Genomic DNA, 15590 nt, shown 5'->3' on the forward strand with positions numbered 1-15590 from the left:
CGAAAGGTTGGCGTTTTTTTGTTCTAACCAAATAGCCCCTTACAAGCGATCCTCGTGATTCAGTTCTATCACTCCGTTACCGACCCCTTCTCAATTTAAAAACCACGTCTACCCGTCTCCCCTCATCACTATAGGTCACCTTGTCACAGATTGAGCGCACCAAGGTTATCCCACGTCCAGACAAACTATCCGCATCATGGTTTTTTTTATGTAACTGATGCTCAAAATCAAAGCCGTTACCGCTATGGGTTAACCCCATCATGAAATAGTTTTCTGCGGGTTGATAGGCCAACTCGAGCAATATGTAATGCTCATCACTCAACGCTGAGAGTCTTTCTTGACGCTGAATAAAATAATGAAACAGACCATCCACATCGTTTTTTTCTACCGCCTGCATACCTAAAATGCCGTAGTCTAATGCATTGGTGATAAGTTCAGAGGCAACAGTGCAAATGAGATCTAAATCCGTGCTCTCACCAACAATACCTTTGACACGTCCACGCAAGTCCGTGATTAGATCGGCCTCTTTTAATAAATGCGTATCAAACGTGATCTGCGCGGTGGAGGGTACAATCGAGTATGGCTGTAAGACGTCTTCCTCATCCTGACGTTGAGGACACTCGATGGGAAAGGCCAGTTCGAGCATAGACACATCGTCCGTCACCCCAGCTTCCCCCGCAAAAGCAGTCAGCGTACGCTGAGTTTGCGCGATCAGGCTTCCTTGGCAGCCACTCAAGGTACGAATAAGCCCGACTTCCCCCAACTGCTTGCCTGTATGATTACGCGCTTCTATCACCCCATCAGTGGCAAAGAATAAGCGTTGACCCGGCTTTAATTGCAACCGAGTGATGGTAGCATCAAATTGACCTCGTCCTTGCGCGCCTAGAGCCATATGACGCCCCTGATAAGCGGTAAGCACCTGTCCGTACTGGTCCAAACAATATGCATCCGGCAATCCGCCACTCCAAAAGTTAACGCTTAAGCCGTCAGGCATCACTTCAAGCAAGACACTCGCAAGCAGCGTACCGACCGGCATAAAGCTACGAATATGCTCATTTATTTCAATGGCGATATCACCGACAGGTAAACCACGACGAGCCGTTGCAATAAAGGTTTTCACAGCAGGAATCGTGCTTATCGCCGCAGGGAGACCATGCCCCGTCGCATCCGCAATCATGATATACAGCCCCCCTAGTGGACGATGTAGGACCATGGTTACATCGCCATTAAAGAGACTGAATGCCCCCGAGAAGGCGTTAATACCAGGGACACCATCAACATTAAAAGACATCAAGCGCTCAAAGATCTGACTGGCCATCGCGTGTTCGTATACCGTTGTTTCCTGGAACTGCTTGAGTTGGTCTCGTTGATGACTCACTTCTCGAAATAAACGAATATGGCGAAAATGGGTGCGAATTTTGGCGATAAGTGCTGCGATATCGACTGGTTTATTGAGAAAATCGTCACCGAACTCAAGGCACTTGGTAAGGGTATTCTGCTCATCAACTCCAGTGAGAAAAACAATCGGTAGAAGCGTTTGTGGGTGCCGCCCTCGTATCTCAGCGGCCATCTCAAAACCATTTATTTTAGGCATATTGACGTCAGAGATAATTAAATCAGGAAACATCCCTGGATCTACTTTTTCTAACATACTCAATGCTTCACACCCATCCATTGCCAGGATAATATTGTCCGCTTCGTCCTTTAACGCTGCGGCGATGTAGTGCAACAAAGCTGGCTCGTCATCGACCACTAACACGTTCATAAGCGCTCACCCATATGTTCACTCAATACGAAACTTTTTTTCAAATTTAGCGATAAAGAGAACATGCTTGATCGCATCTGGACAATTAATAAGCCTTATTTCCCCATCGGATTTTTTTAAGTAATCTTGCATATTAAGAAGAATACCAAGCCCTGCGCTATCCATATAAGTTGCTTCACGTAAATCAACCACTATGTCTTCATTATTAAGATCGACATAAGCCTCTCGCATTTCCTGAACTAAAGCGAAGTTAAACTCCCCTTTAATTTTCAAAACGGCCTGCTTTCCTCCAGGCGTCATTTCACGTTTAATCCTCATACATAATCCTCAAAAAAGTTCGATATCGCCTTCATCAATAGATTGTTGTTTGGCAGGCGCACGTGCGGCCGACCCTGCTTTTTGTTCAATGTCATTAATCTGATTATTCAATGTGTGCCAATCAATATTATCTTCTGACATTGTTTCGACAATTAACGCATTTAACTCCTCTAATATGTGTAGATTATCGAGTATGTGCCCGCCTTGTTGCGAAATAATGTCTGCGAACTGCAGGTTTTTGATACAGGAATTAATTTCTCTTTGAACATGTTCACCCAGTGTGGATACACGCTCAATTTCTTTTCCGACTTCCTCATTCACCTCTTTCACCCCCTCAAGCAAAGAATCAATATAATCCTTCGAACGAATTGACTCCGTCATATCGAGTGAGGCGATTTCACCAACAGTATCCTTGGTTTTATCAACACTTTCCTGAGCTAAGTTGATGTGTTTATGAATTTCAGTATTCAGATCTGTCGCTTTGATTGCTAACGATCGAACTTCTTGTGCAACCACCGCAAAGCTACGCCCATTTTCCCCAGCTCGTGCTGCTTCTATTGCTGCATTCAGTGCCAATAAGTTGGTTTGATCAGACATCGCCTGAACATCATCTAATAGCTTAAAGACCTCGTTGAGCTTACTCGACATATCTTCAATGGTATAAATGGATGACACACTTTTATCGCTCACCTTCACCATGATATCGATATAACTATCAATCGCTTTCTCGGTGGCAGGCAATACTTTCGCCAAACTGTACTCACTTTCATCATTATGGAGTAATTCATTCGCCATCTTAGTGGCTGTATTGACTTGGTCGCGACAAGCACTTTGCATGGTAAAAAAGCTGCTATTGAGGCTTTCTACCGAATTATCAATGACCTCACGCTGGCGTGCCAATTGCTCTCGGATCGGCACAAGTTCAATCGAGAGGATATGATGGATTCGCCGCAGTATTTGTTCCGGTGCCCCCTTTTTCACCATCTCATTATCTTGTTCAGGGAGAGAGGTTTGTTGGCGAAGCAGGATAAGCTGCAGAACCATGAGTGCCATAACCAACACCGCTAACACTCCGGCCTGCCAGGTCATTGACCAAAGTGCAAAGCCGCCAACGCCTAGTACCACAAGTATCGGTGACCAAATAAGCGCATTACGATGACTTTCCATAAATGGCCTCCACTAGAAAATTCGCAACCTCAGATAAACACAGTGTTTGACTCACACCACCCAGCTCAATCGCAACTCGAGGCATCCCCCATACCACTGAGCTCGCCTGATCTTGAGCCGCCGTGAGCGCGCCTTGCTGATACATTTGTAATAAACCATTCGCACCATCTCTGCCCATGCCGGTTAGGATCACACCAATAGATTTTTCGCCGACCGACTCCGCGATAGAAGAAAACATCACATCGACCGATGGACGATGCCGCTCAACCGGATCACTGCCGGACAGTTGGCAATAAAGGTGTCCCTGTCGATTGATAACCGTTAAATGTTTATCGCCGGGGGCAACGTAAACATGCCCCTTAATTAAAGGCATACGATCGACGGTGACTTCTTCAACATGTAAACGACAAGCTCGATCCAGCCGTTTGGCAAAAGGCCCACAAAATGCAGCTTTAATATGTTGAGTCACTACAATCGGAGGCATATGTTCAGGCAGACGCTCAAGCACACCCCGCAAGGCTTCCGTCCCGCCTGTCGATGCACCAATCGCGATAATATTGATCCCCTGACGGTTGTAATGGTGCCGATTAAGTGTGACGTTAGGTTGCTTACTCCATATCGTTTGTCCCACATTGGCTTGCGCAGCCGCTTTGACTTTACTGACTAGTTCATCGCGTTCTTGAGTCATTGCCGTTGCGATATTGACGGAGGGTTTAGGTACATAATCCACCGCACCAAGCTCCAATGCCGATAATGTGGCATCCGCCCCGTGTTGAGTCAGTGTTGACACCATAATCACTGGCATAGGCCGTAAACGCATCAGGTTTTTTAGAAACTGAATACCATTCATTTTGGGCATTTCCACATCCAAAGTGAGGACATCTGGGTTCAGTTTTTTGATTTTTTCGCGTGCTTCATAAGGATCAGAGGCCGCGCCCACCACTTCTAGCGATGAGTCACTCTCTAGACATTCTCTAATTAGGGTGCGGTAGAGGGGAGAATCATCCACTATCAACACCTTATAGCGGTATTGACTCATTAAAATAGCTCCACATCTTGGTCATCTTCGCCACTGCTGAAAGATTCTTGCAGTAAGCGCTGATTATATTGTGTTTCTTCCGCCACCAGCTCTTGTTGACTGAGTGATTGAATTTTCTTCACCCAAGCTTTGCCTGTCCGTGGCTCAAATAAAACGCGACGAGGGAAGCTCTGTCCTAAGTCTTCTGAGATAAGAGGTAGTTGTTCATTGGCAACATACTGGCGAACAAAGTCAATATTCTTGCTACCGATCGCAATATTTTGCCCCATAATATTCCCTCCACCAAAAAGTTTGACACGCAAACGATTTTTAATCGCGCCCTGTTGAAGCAAGGAATTAATTAATATTTCCATCGCATAATTTCCATAACGGGCAGCAAGAGATAAATATTGCTCGGGACTCCACGGTTGTTGCCCATCTTCATTTTTAAGCGGCAACATAAAATGATTCATCCCCCCCACGCGAGATAAAGGATCCCAAATACAGGCAGCAATACATGAGCCAAGCCCCGTTGCAATGAGCTCATCGTCCGAACTCACATAAACATCTCCCGGCTTTAACTTCACCATATGCTTACCATGCTCAGGACTGAAAAAACGTTTCAGTGTTTTCTCTTGCGCATGGTGATGTAACTCCAATGCTTGATGCATATCACTCCCGTTTTCGGTACATGGTATGGCCCAAGTTTTCAAATTTATCTGCCATTTTTCCGATCCCCTCGGAATGGCCAATGAACAAAACGCCCCCAGGTGTCAGTTGATGCCAAAAACGCTCTATCAGCCATTGCTGTGTGTCACGCTCAAAGTAAATCATCACATTACGACAGAAGATCGCGTCCATTGTCTGCTTGTGAGGCCAATCTCCCTTAAGGTTTAACTGTTTAAAGCTAATGGCATCACGTAATGTTTGCTTCGCTTTAAACAAGTCTTGCTTCACGCCTTTCCCTTTTAAAAAACCCTCTTTTAAATAGGCTTTAGGGATCGTATGTGCCACCTCAAGACTATAAGTTCCATTATTTGCGGTGTTCAGCACTTGCGTATCGAGATCAGTCGCCAATATTTGCACATCAAGTTGTCCTCCATTTAGCATCCCATGCCCTGAAAGCACCGCAGCGATGGTGTAAGGTTCCTCACCCGTCGAACAACCGGCCGACCAAATCCGGATACGCTTTTTCTTTGCTTGTTGCCACTGGGGGATCAACTGATGCGCTAAAAATTCAAAATGATGACGTTCGCGAAAGAACTGCGTTTTATTGGTCGTTAACGCATTGATAAACGCCACACGTTCATCCATGCTTCGCTCCACCATCGCGAAATAGTCATCAAAGTTCGCCATACCAGTGCGGCGCAAGCAACGAACCAAACGTCCATACACCATGCTTTTCTTCTTATCTGCGAGAAAAATCCCCGTCTCATCAGACATAAATTGCTGCACATATTTGAAGTGACGTGAGCTAAAGTCGTAGGTACTCGTAGAGGAAGCGCTAACTGGTGTACTCACCCTTAAAATTCCTCCCACTCATCACTCAATTCAGAGCCGGAAGACTTCCTAGTATTCACTGCTTTTAAACGCGTTGACGACGCATCGCCATTACGGTAAAGGTCAGTCTGTCCCTTGGTGCTTAACGTGGCAGAGTGCGTGGGTGTATGTTTATGCTTAACACTGGAAGGCTGGATATTTGCTAGCTTTTCGGCATCTATATCCACTTGGAAGAAGCCAATCAGATTGATTAACTCGGCGCCTTCTTCACGCATCGATTGACTCGATGCAGCAGCCTCTTCTACCAGAGCGGCGTTTTGCTGGGTCATTTGGTCCATTCTTGCCACTGAACGAGTGATTTCATCAATCCCCGTCGCTTGCTCTTGGCTTGCCGCATTGATCTTATCAATCAATTGAGAGACTTCAGACACCGATGCAACGATCTCTTCCAGCATGTCACCTGATTCATCGACCAACTTCGAACCTTGTGTCACTTTTTCGACGCTATCTTTGATCAAGTCTTTGATTTCTTTGGCTGCTCCAGCACTACGTTGAGCGAGATTTCGCACTTCGCCGGCAACCACAGCAAAACCTCTTCCTTGTTCGCCCGCTCGCGCTGCTTCAACAGCCGCATTCAAGGCGAGAAGGTTGGTTTGGAAGGCTATTTCATCAATCACTCCAATGATATCGGCTATTTTTTTACTCGCATCGTTGATTTCCGACATCGCTTCAACGGTTTCCTTAACAACATCGCCACCTTTTCGTGCCTTTTCACTCGCTTTCGACGACAAGCTATTCGCCGATGCAGCACTCTCCGCATTTTGCTTCACGGTCGCTGTCATTTCTTCCATACTGGCAGCCGTTTCTTGCAAATTAGCGGCTTGTTCCTCGGTACGCTCACTAAGATCGTTGTTCCCTTCGGCAATTTCTGCTGATGCCGATGCCACCCGCGCAGACGAATGCGTTATCTTCTCAACCATGTTGCGCACATTATTGATAGAGGCATTCACTGCTTGACTGAGATCTTCAAAGTCACCTTTGTAATCCTCAGGCATATTGGTTTTTAAATCCCCTTTAGACACACCACGCATGACACGGATACATTCATTGAGCGGATCCATAAAGCTATCGAGTAACTGGTTAATGCCTTTCCCTAACTTAGCCATTGAACCACGGTATTTACTGGTTTCCATCCGATCGCTTAAATTACCGTTGGCGGCTTTAGCGATTAACCTCTCAACCTGGCGCTGACCATCCATTTGCTCGGTAATATCTTCCCACTGCAATGCGGGGCCAATGTATTCATCATCGTCGTCATAGAGCGCTATACAGTTAAGTGAGAATTCCAATTCACCGACGGTAATTTCTGCCCTAAATGGCATACGGTCTGGATTCGCAATAACCGATTGCTGATGCGCCGGGTTTTTATGGAATTGGTCAATACTGGTGCCCACCAACTTATTGGCAGAGAAGCCGGGAAATATCTCGCGCATTTCATCTTCACGGCTATTAAATAGTTCGATTACGGCTGGGTTGAGGTAGCGGATGATGCCGTCTTTATCCGCCAGCATGACATTGGTCGTCATCCCTTCAACAACCGCTGCGAGCAATGAACGCTCCGACTCTTTGCTCCGTCGTTCGGTCACATCCCGCCACTCAATCGCCGTACCAGCATGTTTACCCTGCCGGTCATAACTGGCAGTGGCATGGAATTCAAAACGCGCACCTTTAAATCGAATATCGCGATTAATCGGCATGTTGTCAGCCGAAAGGAATGTGTCGTTTTGAAGTTGTGGAAAGAGGTAATCAATGTGCTTGCCCAGAATGTCATCGCGATTTGCTACAAACGCACTGTTTTTAGTCCGGAAGGTTTTCTCATGCTGCTTGCACAGCTTTACCGCTTGCTCGTTGACATGAGTGATTTCACCATGAAGCCCGAGCAACACAAAGGCACTATGGGTATTATCAAGCGCCCCTTTTAACCGTTGATGTTCTTCATTTTGGTGCGCACGGGCCGTCACATCACACAGTTCAATGCTATACCCTTGTCCTTCGCCTATTTTACTGGCGGAAACGCGCAGCTTCCCGGCCCCCAGTTCGATCGTTTGCACAGACGGCTTCTCATCGACCAACTGCAGCCATTTTTGATAGTCCACAAGATCCGCCGGTAACACCGCACTCATCGGTTGACCAAACAGCACGTCACTTTGCGCTGAAAACTCGACATTCCCGTGTTCTCGAATCGCCGTTTGATAACACTGCAAAAGCTGCAGCGCACGCCGATTAACCAAGGTAATTGTCTGCTGGCTATCGAGCATAACCAGGGCAGCAGGCGCGACATTGAGTGCCGCTAATAATTGCACATTCTGCTGGGTCTGTTGGTTGTCTTTCGTTACTTCCCTTTTAAACCAAGCCATATTTTAGTCCTCGTTTGCGCTTTCGGGTTGTGCGCTTTGCTGTAAATGATCAAAGTCGAACAACTGTTCCAGATTAATCAACACCATATGTCTATCATTCACTGACGCAATGCCTTCCATGTACCACTCTTCTCGTCGGTGTAATCCCGGTGGCGCTTTGATTTGTCTTGTTTCCAGGTTATGTACTTCGGCCACCGCATCGACCACAATTCCCAAAGATACGCCTCGATGATTACGCACGATGATAATCACACTCATTGCGGTCAACGTTGCGGGGGGCATACCGAAGCACTGGCGAATATCCATGATCGGGATGTATTCACCTCGTAGTTCTAGGACCCCTAGCATTTGCGGCAAAGAGTTTGGTATACGACGCACTTCAGACCACCCTCTCACCTCTTTTACATCGAGAATGTGTATACCGTATTCCTCATCCTCGAGGAGAAAGCTTAAGTATTCTCGTGATTGCCCCATGCTCTTCACCTATATCCACCGTTCGATACGCAGTAACTCATCAACATTGACTAATGACATCACGCGCTCTCCGACATTGAGCAATCCACTCACGTAAGCAATGACCTGTGAATCCCCAATCGGTGGCATGATTTGCCCTTCCCCGTGATCCACCACATCGGAAACCGCATCGACCACCACTCCCATGATTTTATGGTTAGCCGCTTCACTCGCACGTAGTACCAACACCACCGTTTCGCGATGATAATCCACTTGCTGAGTATCAAAGCGGAGGCGTAAATCCATGACAGGGACGATCATGCCGCGAAGGTTGATAACCCCTAAAATAAACGCAGGTGAACGAGGCAGTAGAGTGGGCTTTTCCCAAACACGGATTTCTTCAACCGTTTGGATATCCACCCCATATAGTTCGCCATCCAATTCAAAGCTCAAATAGTCACTGCCTTGTAACCGATCTACACGATCGTCAATATCGAGCACCTCATCGGGTTCCATCACTGTCTGCATACCCCCTCCTTATGCCGCTGCAATATGCCCATTCGCATCGCTGACACGGGCTAAAAACTGAGTAATCAGTCCTTGAACATCTAAAATAAGAGAGACGGAACCGTCACCTAAAATGGTGGCGCCGGAAATACCGGTGACGCGCGCATAATTCGATTCAAGACTTTTTATCACCACTTGTTGCTGTCCTAATAATTCGTCGAGTAGAAGGCCAACTTTCTTATCACCCGCCTCGACCAAACACAGCAATTTTTTATCCAAGTCATCCCCACAGCTTCCCAGCTCAAACTCTTCTTTGAGGCGTAAAATGGGAATATTTTCCTCTCGAAGTCGATATAGCTGCACGCCAGACGCCGTTTTTACCTGCTGGCTATCAATCTGCAGTGACTCAATAATTGAAATAAGTGGAACAACGTAAACTTGCCCCCCCACTTTGACTAATTGGCCATCTAAAATCGCTAACGTGAGCGGTAAGCTAATTTTGAATGAACTGCCATTTTCTGGTGCGGATTGCACATCAATATTGCCGCCCAACTGCTCAATATTACGCCGTACGACATCCATCCCTACACCACGTCCAGAGACATCAGACACCTGATCTGCTGTCGAGAAACCAGGGGCAAAAACGAGGTTAAACACATGAGAATCAGTCAATTCATTGAGCGGAATATCTTCAGAGATGAGCCCCTTATCTAAGGCTTTTTGCCAAATTTTTTCTTTATTGAGCCCAGCCCCATCATCGCTCACTTCGATGACAATCGATCCGCCTTGGTGGTAGGCATTAAGATGAACCATCCCGATTTCTGGTTTGCCTTTTTGGGCGCGCACTTCGGGAGTTTCTAACCCATGATCAATGGCATTCCTTACCAAGTGAACCAAAGGATCAGAGATACGCTCTAACACGGTTTTATCAAGCTCGGTACTCTCCCCTTCAATGACCAGTTCGACACGCTTACCCAGTTGCAACGACAGATCTCGGATCAAACGAGGAAAGCGATTGAAAGCAAAACTGATCGGGAGCATGCGAATATCCAGCACACTCTCTTGTAGCTCTTTAGTATTGAGCATGAGTTGCTCAAGCCCAGATTGAAGCTGCTCGAGCCGTTCAGGCGAAAAATCACTACTCAGCTCAGCGAGCATCGATTGGGTAATGACCAGCTCTCCCACTAAGTTGATCAAATTATCAACTTTGTCGATTTCCACCCGGATGGAAGAAACATTCGCCTCACTTTTAGCGGGCGGTTTATGGGTCTTTTTCGCGGTAGGTTTTGGCTCAGTCGGCGTGGTAGGAGACACCTTATTATCGTCTTCAGGTTCGGGTGGTTGAGGCGACGAGGTCGGTTCAATCACCTCCACTTCGGCGTCAGTTCCCTGGGGCTCATCCGTTCGAGTAATAAGCAGCTCACATTCATCTTCTACCCACTCGAAGATCGCTTCTATCTCATCAAGCGGCACGTGACCGTCGACACGAATATGCCACTGTAGGTATAACTGTTCAGGATTCAGACTATCAAAATCGGGAAGACAAGAGGGATCGCAGCTGACATCAGCCCCCCCTGGCAAGGCATGGATCTCACGCAAGATACGTACGGGATCATTGCCAGAAAACAGCATATCGGGATGCGGTGTAAACGTGATCGACCACTCTTCTGTCCCGCTTGTAACCGGAACGGAGGGCGATGTCTCTTTTGTCACTGGCGTTCCCGATGTTTGGGACGGATCACTGCCCATGATATCGTTTAGCGCCGCCGTCACTGCATCCCGTTCACTTTTGTCGTACTCAGTATTATTTTCGTACGATTCCAGCATCGCGAGAATACAATCACCACCGCGCAACAACACATCAATGGTGTGGCCATCCAATTGCCGCTTCCCCTCTCGCGACTCATCAAGTAGGGTTTCCATATCATGGGTGAAGTGGCTAATCTCATCGAGATTAAACGTCGCTGCGCCTCCTTTAATTGAGTGCGCCGCACGGAAAATGGTGTTGATGGACTCAAGATCAGTGTTTTCCGGATCCAGAGCTAGGAGCTCACGCTCCAACACTTCAAGATTCTCGCGGCATTCTTCATAAAAGATACGCCGCAGCTGGTCCATATCCATGGCCATATCACCCTCCGTTGATGCGCCTTACAACACGCGCTGTAGTGTTTTTAGCAAGGTATCTGGATTAAACGGCTTAACAATCCAGCCAGTCGCGCCAGCCGCTTTCCCCGCTGACTTTTTCTCGGCGGAGGCTTCCGTCGTGAGCATCAGTATGGGCGTGAATTTATACTGCTGAACGCCCCTCACTTGCCGTACAAACTCAAGGCCATCCATTATTGGCATGTTTACGTCTGAAATAATCAGATCAAATTTTTTGGCCTTCGCTTTACGCAGTGCGTCAGCTCCGTCATTGGCCGTTTCAACTTGATAACCTGCATCTTTCAACGTGTGGCTAACCATCTGTCGAATGGATACTGAATCATCCGCTGCTAGTATATTTGCCATCCTCTTACTCCAACTCCATGTATCAAGTGTTTAACTTTAATAGTGAGGTCATGCCTGCGTGTTGAGCCGCGGCATACAAACAGTCTGGAACATTGCGCCACTGCCACTCTTTACACGCAATCACCATACTGAGTAGTAACTGAAGCCCTGCACTATCCACACGGCTAAGCTTAGCCGCATCAACTTCACATACTTCGCCACTCGCTATTTGGCTGGCAAGCTCGTCCTTTATCAGTTGTACCTGTGTGATATCTAGCCACTCCCCCAGCTCAATACGCATAATTTGGATTACCCTAACCTGTTGTAAAAAAAGACACGTTATCCAGCCACAGAAATAAGTGTAGCAATAATTAGTCACATGGCTTTTTTTCAACCTTGTTTTTAGTGTTCCTTTTCAATATCCCAGAGAAAAAAACGCAGTGTTACGTTATTTTTTAAATAAAAAACAGCAAGTTAAATAAACCGTTGGTATTGCGGTGATAAAAAACAATCTGTGTCTCTTTTACTGTTCATCCAAAAGAACGAGGAAAATCACAAAACACAGGGACAACATGAAAATAAGAATGGAAATTATTTGTCATGAAAAAGAAGACGTTAAAATTACTTTGACATGATGAAGTTAATGCTATTTAATACCCGCCTTGGCCCGGATAGCTCAGTCGGTAGAGCAGGGGATTGAAAATCCCCGTGTCGGTGGTTCGATTCCGCCTCCGGGCACCATATTTAAGAAAAATCCCTGCTCACACGAGTGGGGATTTTTTATGCCGACACCGTGTCGGTGACCTTGCAGGTCGCGATCTATTCCGCCTCCGGGCACCCTATACAGAAAAGCCCTGCTCAAACGAGCGGGGCTTTTTTATGCTAGTCTAATAACTTAGTCTTTCTATCGTGACGCATAAACTCATGGATCGAGTGTCATATTCTCATGTCGACAAATAGCATCAAACTTTCTACCGAAAGGCTTCAAGCTGGCCTCTATATTAAGCTCCCGCTTAAGTGGCGCGATCACCCTTTCATGCTTAACCGCTTTCAGATAGAAAGTGACGCCCAAGCCAAGGTAATACGCTCACTACCAGTAAGCTTTGTTTACTACTACCCTGATAAAAGTATTGCCTCTCCCTTGCCAGCGTTGTCTGAAAAAAAAGATAACGCTGATCAGGTTGATCCTAATGCAGTCAGCCGCAAAAAAGAGGAAATGGAGCGGGAGAAACAAAAGCAAATTGAAGAGCAACGCCGATTTCGAGCACGCATACAAAAGGTTCAAAAACATTATCAACGCTCAATGGCCCAACTACGCGCCATTAATATGAAAGCTTCAAACCGTCCACAAGCGGCTAACGAGGATGTGCGCATGTTAGTTGATAGCATGATGGTGTTTGGTAGCGAATCCGCTGTCACGCTACATCTGATGGATGATCCTACATTGGCAGAGGATATGTATGCGCATTCGCTGAATGTGGCAGTATTAGCACTGATGCTCGCACGCAGTCATGACTATGATAACAATAAAATACGCGCGCTCCTCACCGGAGCGGTATTGCATGATATCGGCACCAAAAAAGTACCGTCAGCCATTGTCCGAAAAAAAGAACGCCTGACCGATCCAGAGATGAACTATTATCGCCAACACGTGAATTACGGCACTGAGCTGATCGCGGAAATGGATGAATGTACACCTGACGTCAAAATTATCATCGAACAACACCATGAGTTTGCCAACGCCAGTGGTTTCCCAAAAGGGTTATGCGGTGACGATATTGACGAGGTAGCTCAAATTGTTGGCATGGTTAATTTTTTCGATAGGCTCTGTCGGCCCCAATTCGGAGCTCCGGTTCGTATGCCTTTTGCCGCTTTATCGCATCTATTTAAAGACAATAAAGCCAAGTTTAATCCACGGTTACTGGCCTTATTTGTAAAAATGATGGGGGTATACCCTCCAGGGACGGTGGTAAAACTGTCGAATGAGGACGTGGGTATCATTATTTCAGTCAATAGCTCAGCGCTGTTAAAACCGAACGTGATGATTTATGACCCGGATATTCCTTCGGATCAAGCCACCATTATTGATATGCGCGATAGTGAACTAGAGATAGACACCGCTGTGCCTATCTCTAAGTTGCCAGAGGAAGTGAGGGAATACCTAAAACCACGCACCCGAATCTCTTACTTTATGGATGCTGACGGCTAAGAAGCGACGGCTGCGGATCAGTCGCCGCTGATATCTGCTTTGTCAGCCTTATCGGCAGCGCGGAGAAGATCAACCGTTAAGTTATCGATTAAACGTGTATTACCAAGATAGGCGGCCACTAAAATCACGGCTTGACGACTTTCTTCGCTAATCTGTGCAAGTGAGGAGGCGTCACGAATATAGAATTCGTCTGGCTTTAACCCAGCCGCACGCAACTGATCGTGGGCATCTTCAATCAGATCATCCAGATCGCGGCGCCCATTACGCATCTGTGCACTCATCCAACGCATGGTTTTTGCCAGTACTGGCGCACGTTGGCGTTCATCGACCGTCAAATTGTTGTTGCGAGAGCTCATCGCTAGGCCATCACTTTCACGCACCGTCGGTACACCGATAACCTCAATGGGCATGGCCATATCAGCCACCAATTTACGGATCACCGCAAGTTGCTGAAAGTCTTTTTCGCCAAAGCAGGCAATACTCGGCTGAACCAAGTGAAATAGTTTACTCACCACGGTAGCAACGCCACGAAAATGGCCGGGACGAGATGCCCCTTCAAGCATGATTGACAGCTTTGGCACCTCAACCGTTGTGTGTGCTTCAACCCCTTGCGGATACAAGGTGTCAGGCGTGGGTGTGAACACAAGATCCACCCCTTCTTCGCGTAACTGGGTTAAGTCTTCATCCAGTGTACGTGGATAGTTAGCCAGATCGTCTGCCCGGTCAAATTGCATCGGGTTAACGAAAATACTCACCACCACAATATCGCCCTGCTCTCGGGCTTTACGGACCAAGGTTAAGTGACCTTGGTGTAAATTACCCATGGTCGGAACAAACGCAATGCGTTTATCCATCTTTTTCCACTGGCTAACCTGATCGCGCAGTAGCGCAACCTCAGAAATCACCTGCATACTCGGTCTCTCTATTTAAACGTGTGGGCGGGACCGGGAAATTCGCCACTCGCCACTTCTTGCACATACTGGGCAACCGCTTCTCGGGCATCTCCGGTTTCTGCCAAGTAGTTTTTCGAGAATTTGGGCATGTAATTAGCCGATACGCCGAGCATATCATGCATGACCAAAATCTGACCATCTGTGTCACCGCCTGCGCCAATACCAATGACAGGCACCGATACGGTCTCAGTGATCCGTTTCGCTAACGAGGCTGGTACGCATTCGAGTACAATCACTTGCGCTCCCGCCTGCTCAAGGGCGACGGCATCAGCCAGCATTTGCTCCGCTTTGTCGTCATCACGACCTTGAACACGAAAACCGCCAAAAATATTCACCGATTGTGGTGTAAGCCCTAAGTGAACACAGACAGGGACTGCGCGCTCAGTCAGCATTTTAACGGCATCCACCAACCATGATCCGCCTTCAATCTTGACCATGTTCGCGCCCGCTTTCATTAATTCAGCCGCATTAGCGCAGGCCTGCTCAGGGGTCGCACAGCTCATAAACGGCATATCTGCCATCAGAAGGCTATTCGGGCTTCCTGTTCGCACACAACGTGTATGATAAGCCAACTCGGCAACAGAGACCGACAGCGTATCGCTTTTACCTTGAAGGACCATGCCTAACGAGTCGCCAACAAGCAATACAGGCACATCCTGTTGCTCAAACAGTTGAGCAAAGCTCGCATCATAGGCGGTCAAAGATGCAAACTTTTGTCCTTGTTGCTTCCATGTAATCAGATCGGTAATTGTGATTTTTTTCATTGTATCTCCCAAAGCCTGAAACTGGGGCCCAC

At 47.1% G+C, this 15590-nt stretch carries 15 protein-coding genes and 1 tRNA gene; 2 read left to right on the top strand and 14 right to left on the bottom strand.

Annotated elements, in window-relative coordinates:
* Positions 1 to 76: 76 nt before the first annotated feature.
* The 12 genes from BUQ98_RS08890 to BUQ98_RS08945 are packed head-to-tail and all read right to left on the bottom strand — an operon-like array spanning position 77 to position 11933.
* Entirely contained in the window at positions 77 to 1765 is a 1689-nt protein-coding gene (locus BUQ98_RS08890) for a SpoIIE family protein phosphatase (RefSeq protein WP_074213421.1), read from the bottom strand.
* 18 nt (positions 1766 to 1783) lie between these two features.
* Positions 1784 to 2083 (bottom strand): STAS domain-containing protein, encoded by a 300-nt coding sequence (locus BUQ98_RS08895; RefSeq protein ID WP_074213422.1) that lies wholly within the window; start codon positions 2081 to 2083, stop codon positions 1784 to 1786.
* Between the two features lie 9 nt (positions 2084 to 2092).
* Positions 2093 to 3250 carry a methyl-accepting chemotaxis protein gene (locus BUQ98_RS08900; RefSeq protein WP_074213423.1) on the bottom strand — a complete coding sequence of 386 codons (1158 nt, stop codon included), beginning with the start codon at positions 3248 to 3250 and terminating at the stop codon, positions 2093 to 2095.
* Complete coding sequence (locus BUQ98_RS08905) at positions 3234 to 4289, bottom strand: protein-glutamate methylesterase/protein-glutamine glutaminase (RefSeq protein ID WP_074213424.1); 1056 nt, start codon at positions 4287 to 4289, stop codon at positions 3234 to 3236. The genes BUQ98_RS08900 and BUQ98_RS08905 overlap by 17 nt, the downstream gene beginning before the upstream one ends.
* Positions 4289 to 4939 carry a chemotaxis protein CheD gene (locus tag BUQ98_RS08910; protein WP_074213425.1) on the bottom strand — a complete coding sequence of 217 codons (651 nt, stop codon included), beginning with the start codon at positions 4937 to 4939 and terminating at the stop codon, positions 4289 to 4291. The genes BUQ98_RS08905 and BUQ98_RS08910 overlap by 1 nt, the downstream gene beginning before the upstream one ends.
* Before the next feature lies 1 nt (position 4940).
* Complete coding sequence (locus BUQ98_RS08915; protein ID WP_254813897.1) at positions 4941 to 5789, bottom strand: CheR family methyltransferase; 849 nt, start codon at positions 5787 to 5789, stop codon at positions 4941 to 4943.
* Positions 5790 to 5791: 2 nt separating this feature from the next.
* Positions 5792 to 8185, bottom strand: a complete 2394-nt coding sequence (locus BUQ98_RS17245; RefSeq protein ID WP_074213427.1) for a methyl-accepting chemotaxis protein — start codon at positions 8183 to 8185, stop codon at positions 5792 to 5794.
* A gap of 3 nt (positions 8186 to 8188) precedes the next feature.
* Positions 8189 to 8659, bottom strand: coding sequence for a chemotaxis protein CheW (locus tag BUQ98_RS08925; RefSeq protein ID WP_074213428.1), 471 nt, complete (start codon positions 8657 to 8659; stop codon positions 8189 to 8191).
* A 9-nt stretch (positions 8660 to 8668) separates the two neighbouring features.
* Positions 8669 to 9166 (bottom strand): chemotaxis protein CheW, encoded by a 498-nt coding sequence (locus tag BUQ98_RS08930; RefSeq protein WP_254813898.1) that lies wholly within the window; start codon positions 9164 to 9166, stop codon positions 8669 to 8671.
* 9 nt (positions 9167 to 9175) lie between these two features.
* Entirely contained in the window at positions 9176 to 11272 is a 2097-nt protein-coding gene (locus BUQ98_RS08935) for a chemotaxis protein CheA (RefSeq protein WP_074213429.1), read from the bottom strand.
* A 21-nt stretch (positions 11273 to 11293) separates the two neighbouring features.
* Positions 11294 to 11653, bottom strand: a complete 360-nt coding sequence (locus BUQ98_RS08940; RefSeq protein WP_025673137.1) for a response regulator — start codon at positions 11651 to 11653, stop codon at positions 11294 to 11296.
* A 22-nt stretch (positions 11654 to 11675) separates the two neighbouring features.
* A complete protein-coding gene (locus tag BUQ98_RS08945) occupies positions 11676 to 11933 on the bottom strand; it encodes an STAS domain-containing protein (protein ID WP_074213430.1) in 258 nt (85 codons plus the stop codon).
* Between the two features lie 364 nt (positions 11934 to 12297).
* Here BUQ98_RS08945 and BUQ98_RS08950 point away from each other — a divergent pair.
* Together BUQ98_RS08950 and BUQ98_RS08955 are read left to right on the top strand one after the other, a co-directional pair.
* Positions 12298 to 12373: transfer RNA gene (locus BUQ98_RS08950), tRNA-Phe, on the top strand.
* A 205-nt stretch (positions 12374 to 12578) separates the two neighbouring features.
* Positions 12579 to 13841 (top strand): HD-GYP domain-containing protein, encoded by a 1263-nt coding sequence (locus tag BUQ98_RS08955; RefSeq protein ID WP_074213431.1) that lies wholly within the window; start codon positions 12579 to 12581, stop codon positions 13839 to 13841.
* A 17-nt stretch (positions 13842 to 13858) separates the two neighbouring features.
* Here BUQ98_RS08955 and panC read toward each other — a convergent pair whose 3' ends face one another.
* Both panC and panB read right to left on the bottom strand, forming a co-directional pair.
* Positions 13859 to 14752 (bottom strand): pantoate--beta-alanine ligase, encoded by an 894-nt coding sequence (gene panC / locus BUQ98_RS08960; protein ID WP_074213432.1) that lies wholly within the window; start codon positions 14750 to 14752, stop codon positions 13859 to 13861.
* Between the two features lie 11 nt (positions 14753 to 14763).
* Entirely contained in the window at positions 14764 to 15558 is a 795-nt protein-coding gene (gene panB, locus BUQ98_RS08965) for a 3-methyl-2-oxobutanoate hydroxymethyltransferase (RefSeq protein WP_074213433.1), read from the bottom strand.
* Positions 15559 to 15590: the final 32 nt, after the last annotated feature.

The organism is Salinivibrio sp. ES.052 (assembly GCF_900141775.1).
Taxonomy (GTDB): domain Bacteria; phylum Pseudomonadota; class Gammaproteobacteria; order Enterobacterales; family Vibrionaceae; genus Salinivibrio.

What these genes read in the sequence shown, in the direction of transcription:
- BUQ98_RS08930 (WP_254813898.1), bottom strand. Translation starts at nt 9,166, where the DNA reads ATGCAGACAGTGATGGAACCCGATGAGGTGCTCGATATTGACGATCGT.
- BUQ98_RS08945 (WP_074213430.1), bottom strand. Translation starts at nt 11,933, where the DNA reads ATGCGTATTGAGCTGGGGGAGTGGCTAGATATCACACAGGTACAACTG.
- panC (WP_074213432.1), bottom strand. Translation starts at nt 14,752, where the DNA reads ATGCAGGTGATTTCTGAGGTTGCGCTACTGCGCGATCAGGTTAGCCAG.
- BUQ98_RS08900 (WP_074213423.1), bottom strand. Translation starts at nt 3,250, where the DNA reads ATGGAAAGTCATCGTAATGCGCTTATTTGGTCACCGATACTTGTGGTA.
- BUQ98_RS08955 (WP_074213431.1), top strand. Translation starts at nt 12,579, where the DNA reads ATGTCGACAAATAGCATCAAACTTTCTACCGAAAGGCTTCAAGCTGGC.
- BUQ98_RS08925 (WP_074213428.1), bottom strand. Translation starts at nt 8,659, where the DNA reads ATGGGGCAATCACGAGAATACTTAAGCTTTCTCCTCGAGGATGAGGAA.
- BUQ98_RS17245 (WP_074213427.1), bottom strand. Translation starts at nt 8,185, where the DNA reads ATGGCTTGGTTTAAAAGGGAAGTAACGAAAGACAACCAACAGACCCAG.
- BUQ98_RS08895 (WP_074213422.1), bottom strand. Translation starts at nt 2,083, where the DNA reads ATGAGGATTAAACGTGAAATGACGCCTGGAGGAAAGCAGGCCGTTTTG.
- BUQ98_RS08940 (WP_025673137.1), bottom strand. Translation starts at nt 11,653, where the DNA reads ATGGCAAATATACTAGCAGCGGATGATTCAGTATCCATTCGACAGATG.
- BUQ98_RS08935 (WP_074213429.1), bottom strand. Translation starts at nt 11,272, where the DNA reads ATGGCCATGGATATGGACCAGCTGCGGCGTATCTTTTATGAAGAATGC.
- panB (WP_074213433.1), bottom strand. Translation starts at nt 15,558, where the DNA reads ATGAAAAAAATCACAATTACCGATCTGATTACATGGAAGCAACAAGGA.
- BUQ98_RS08905 (WP_074213424.1), bottom strand. Translation starts at nt 4,289, where the DNA reads ATGAGTCAATACCGCTATAAGGTGTTGATAGTGGATGATTCTCCCCTC.
- BUQ98_RS08890 (WP_074213421.1), bottom strand. Translation starts at nt 1,765, where the DNA reads ATGAACGTGTTAGTGGTCGATGACGAGCCAGCTTTGTTGCACTACATC.
- BUQ98_RS08910 (WP_074213425.1), bottom strand. Translation starts at nt 4,939, where the DNA reads ATGCATCAAGCATTGGAGTTACATCACCATGCGCAAGAGAAAACACTG.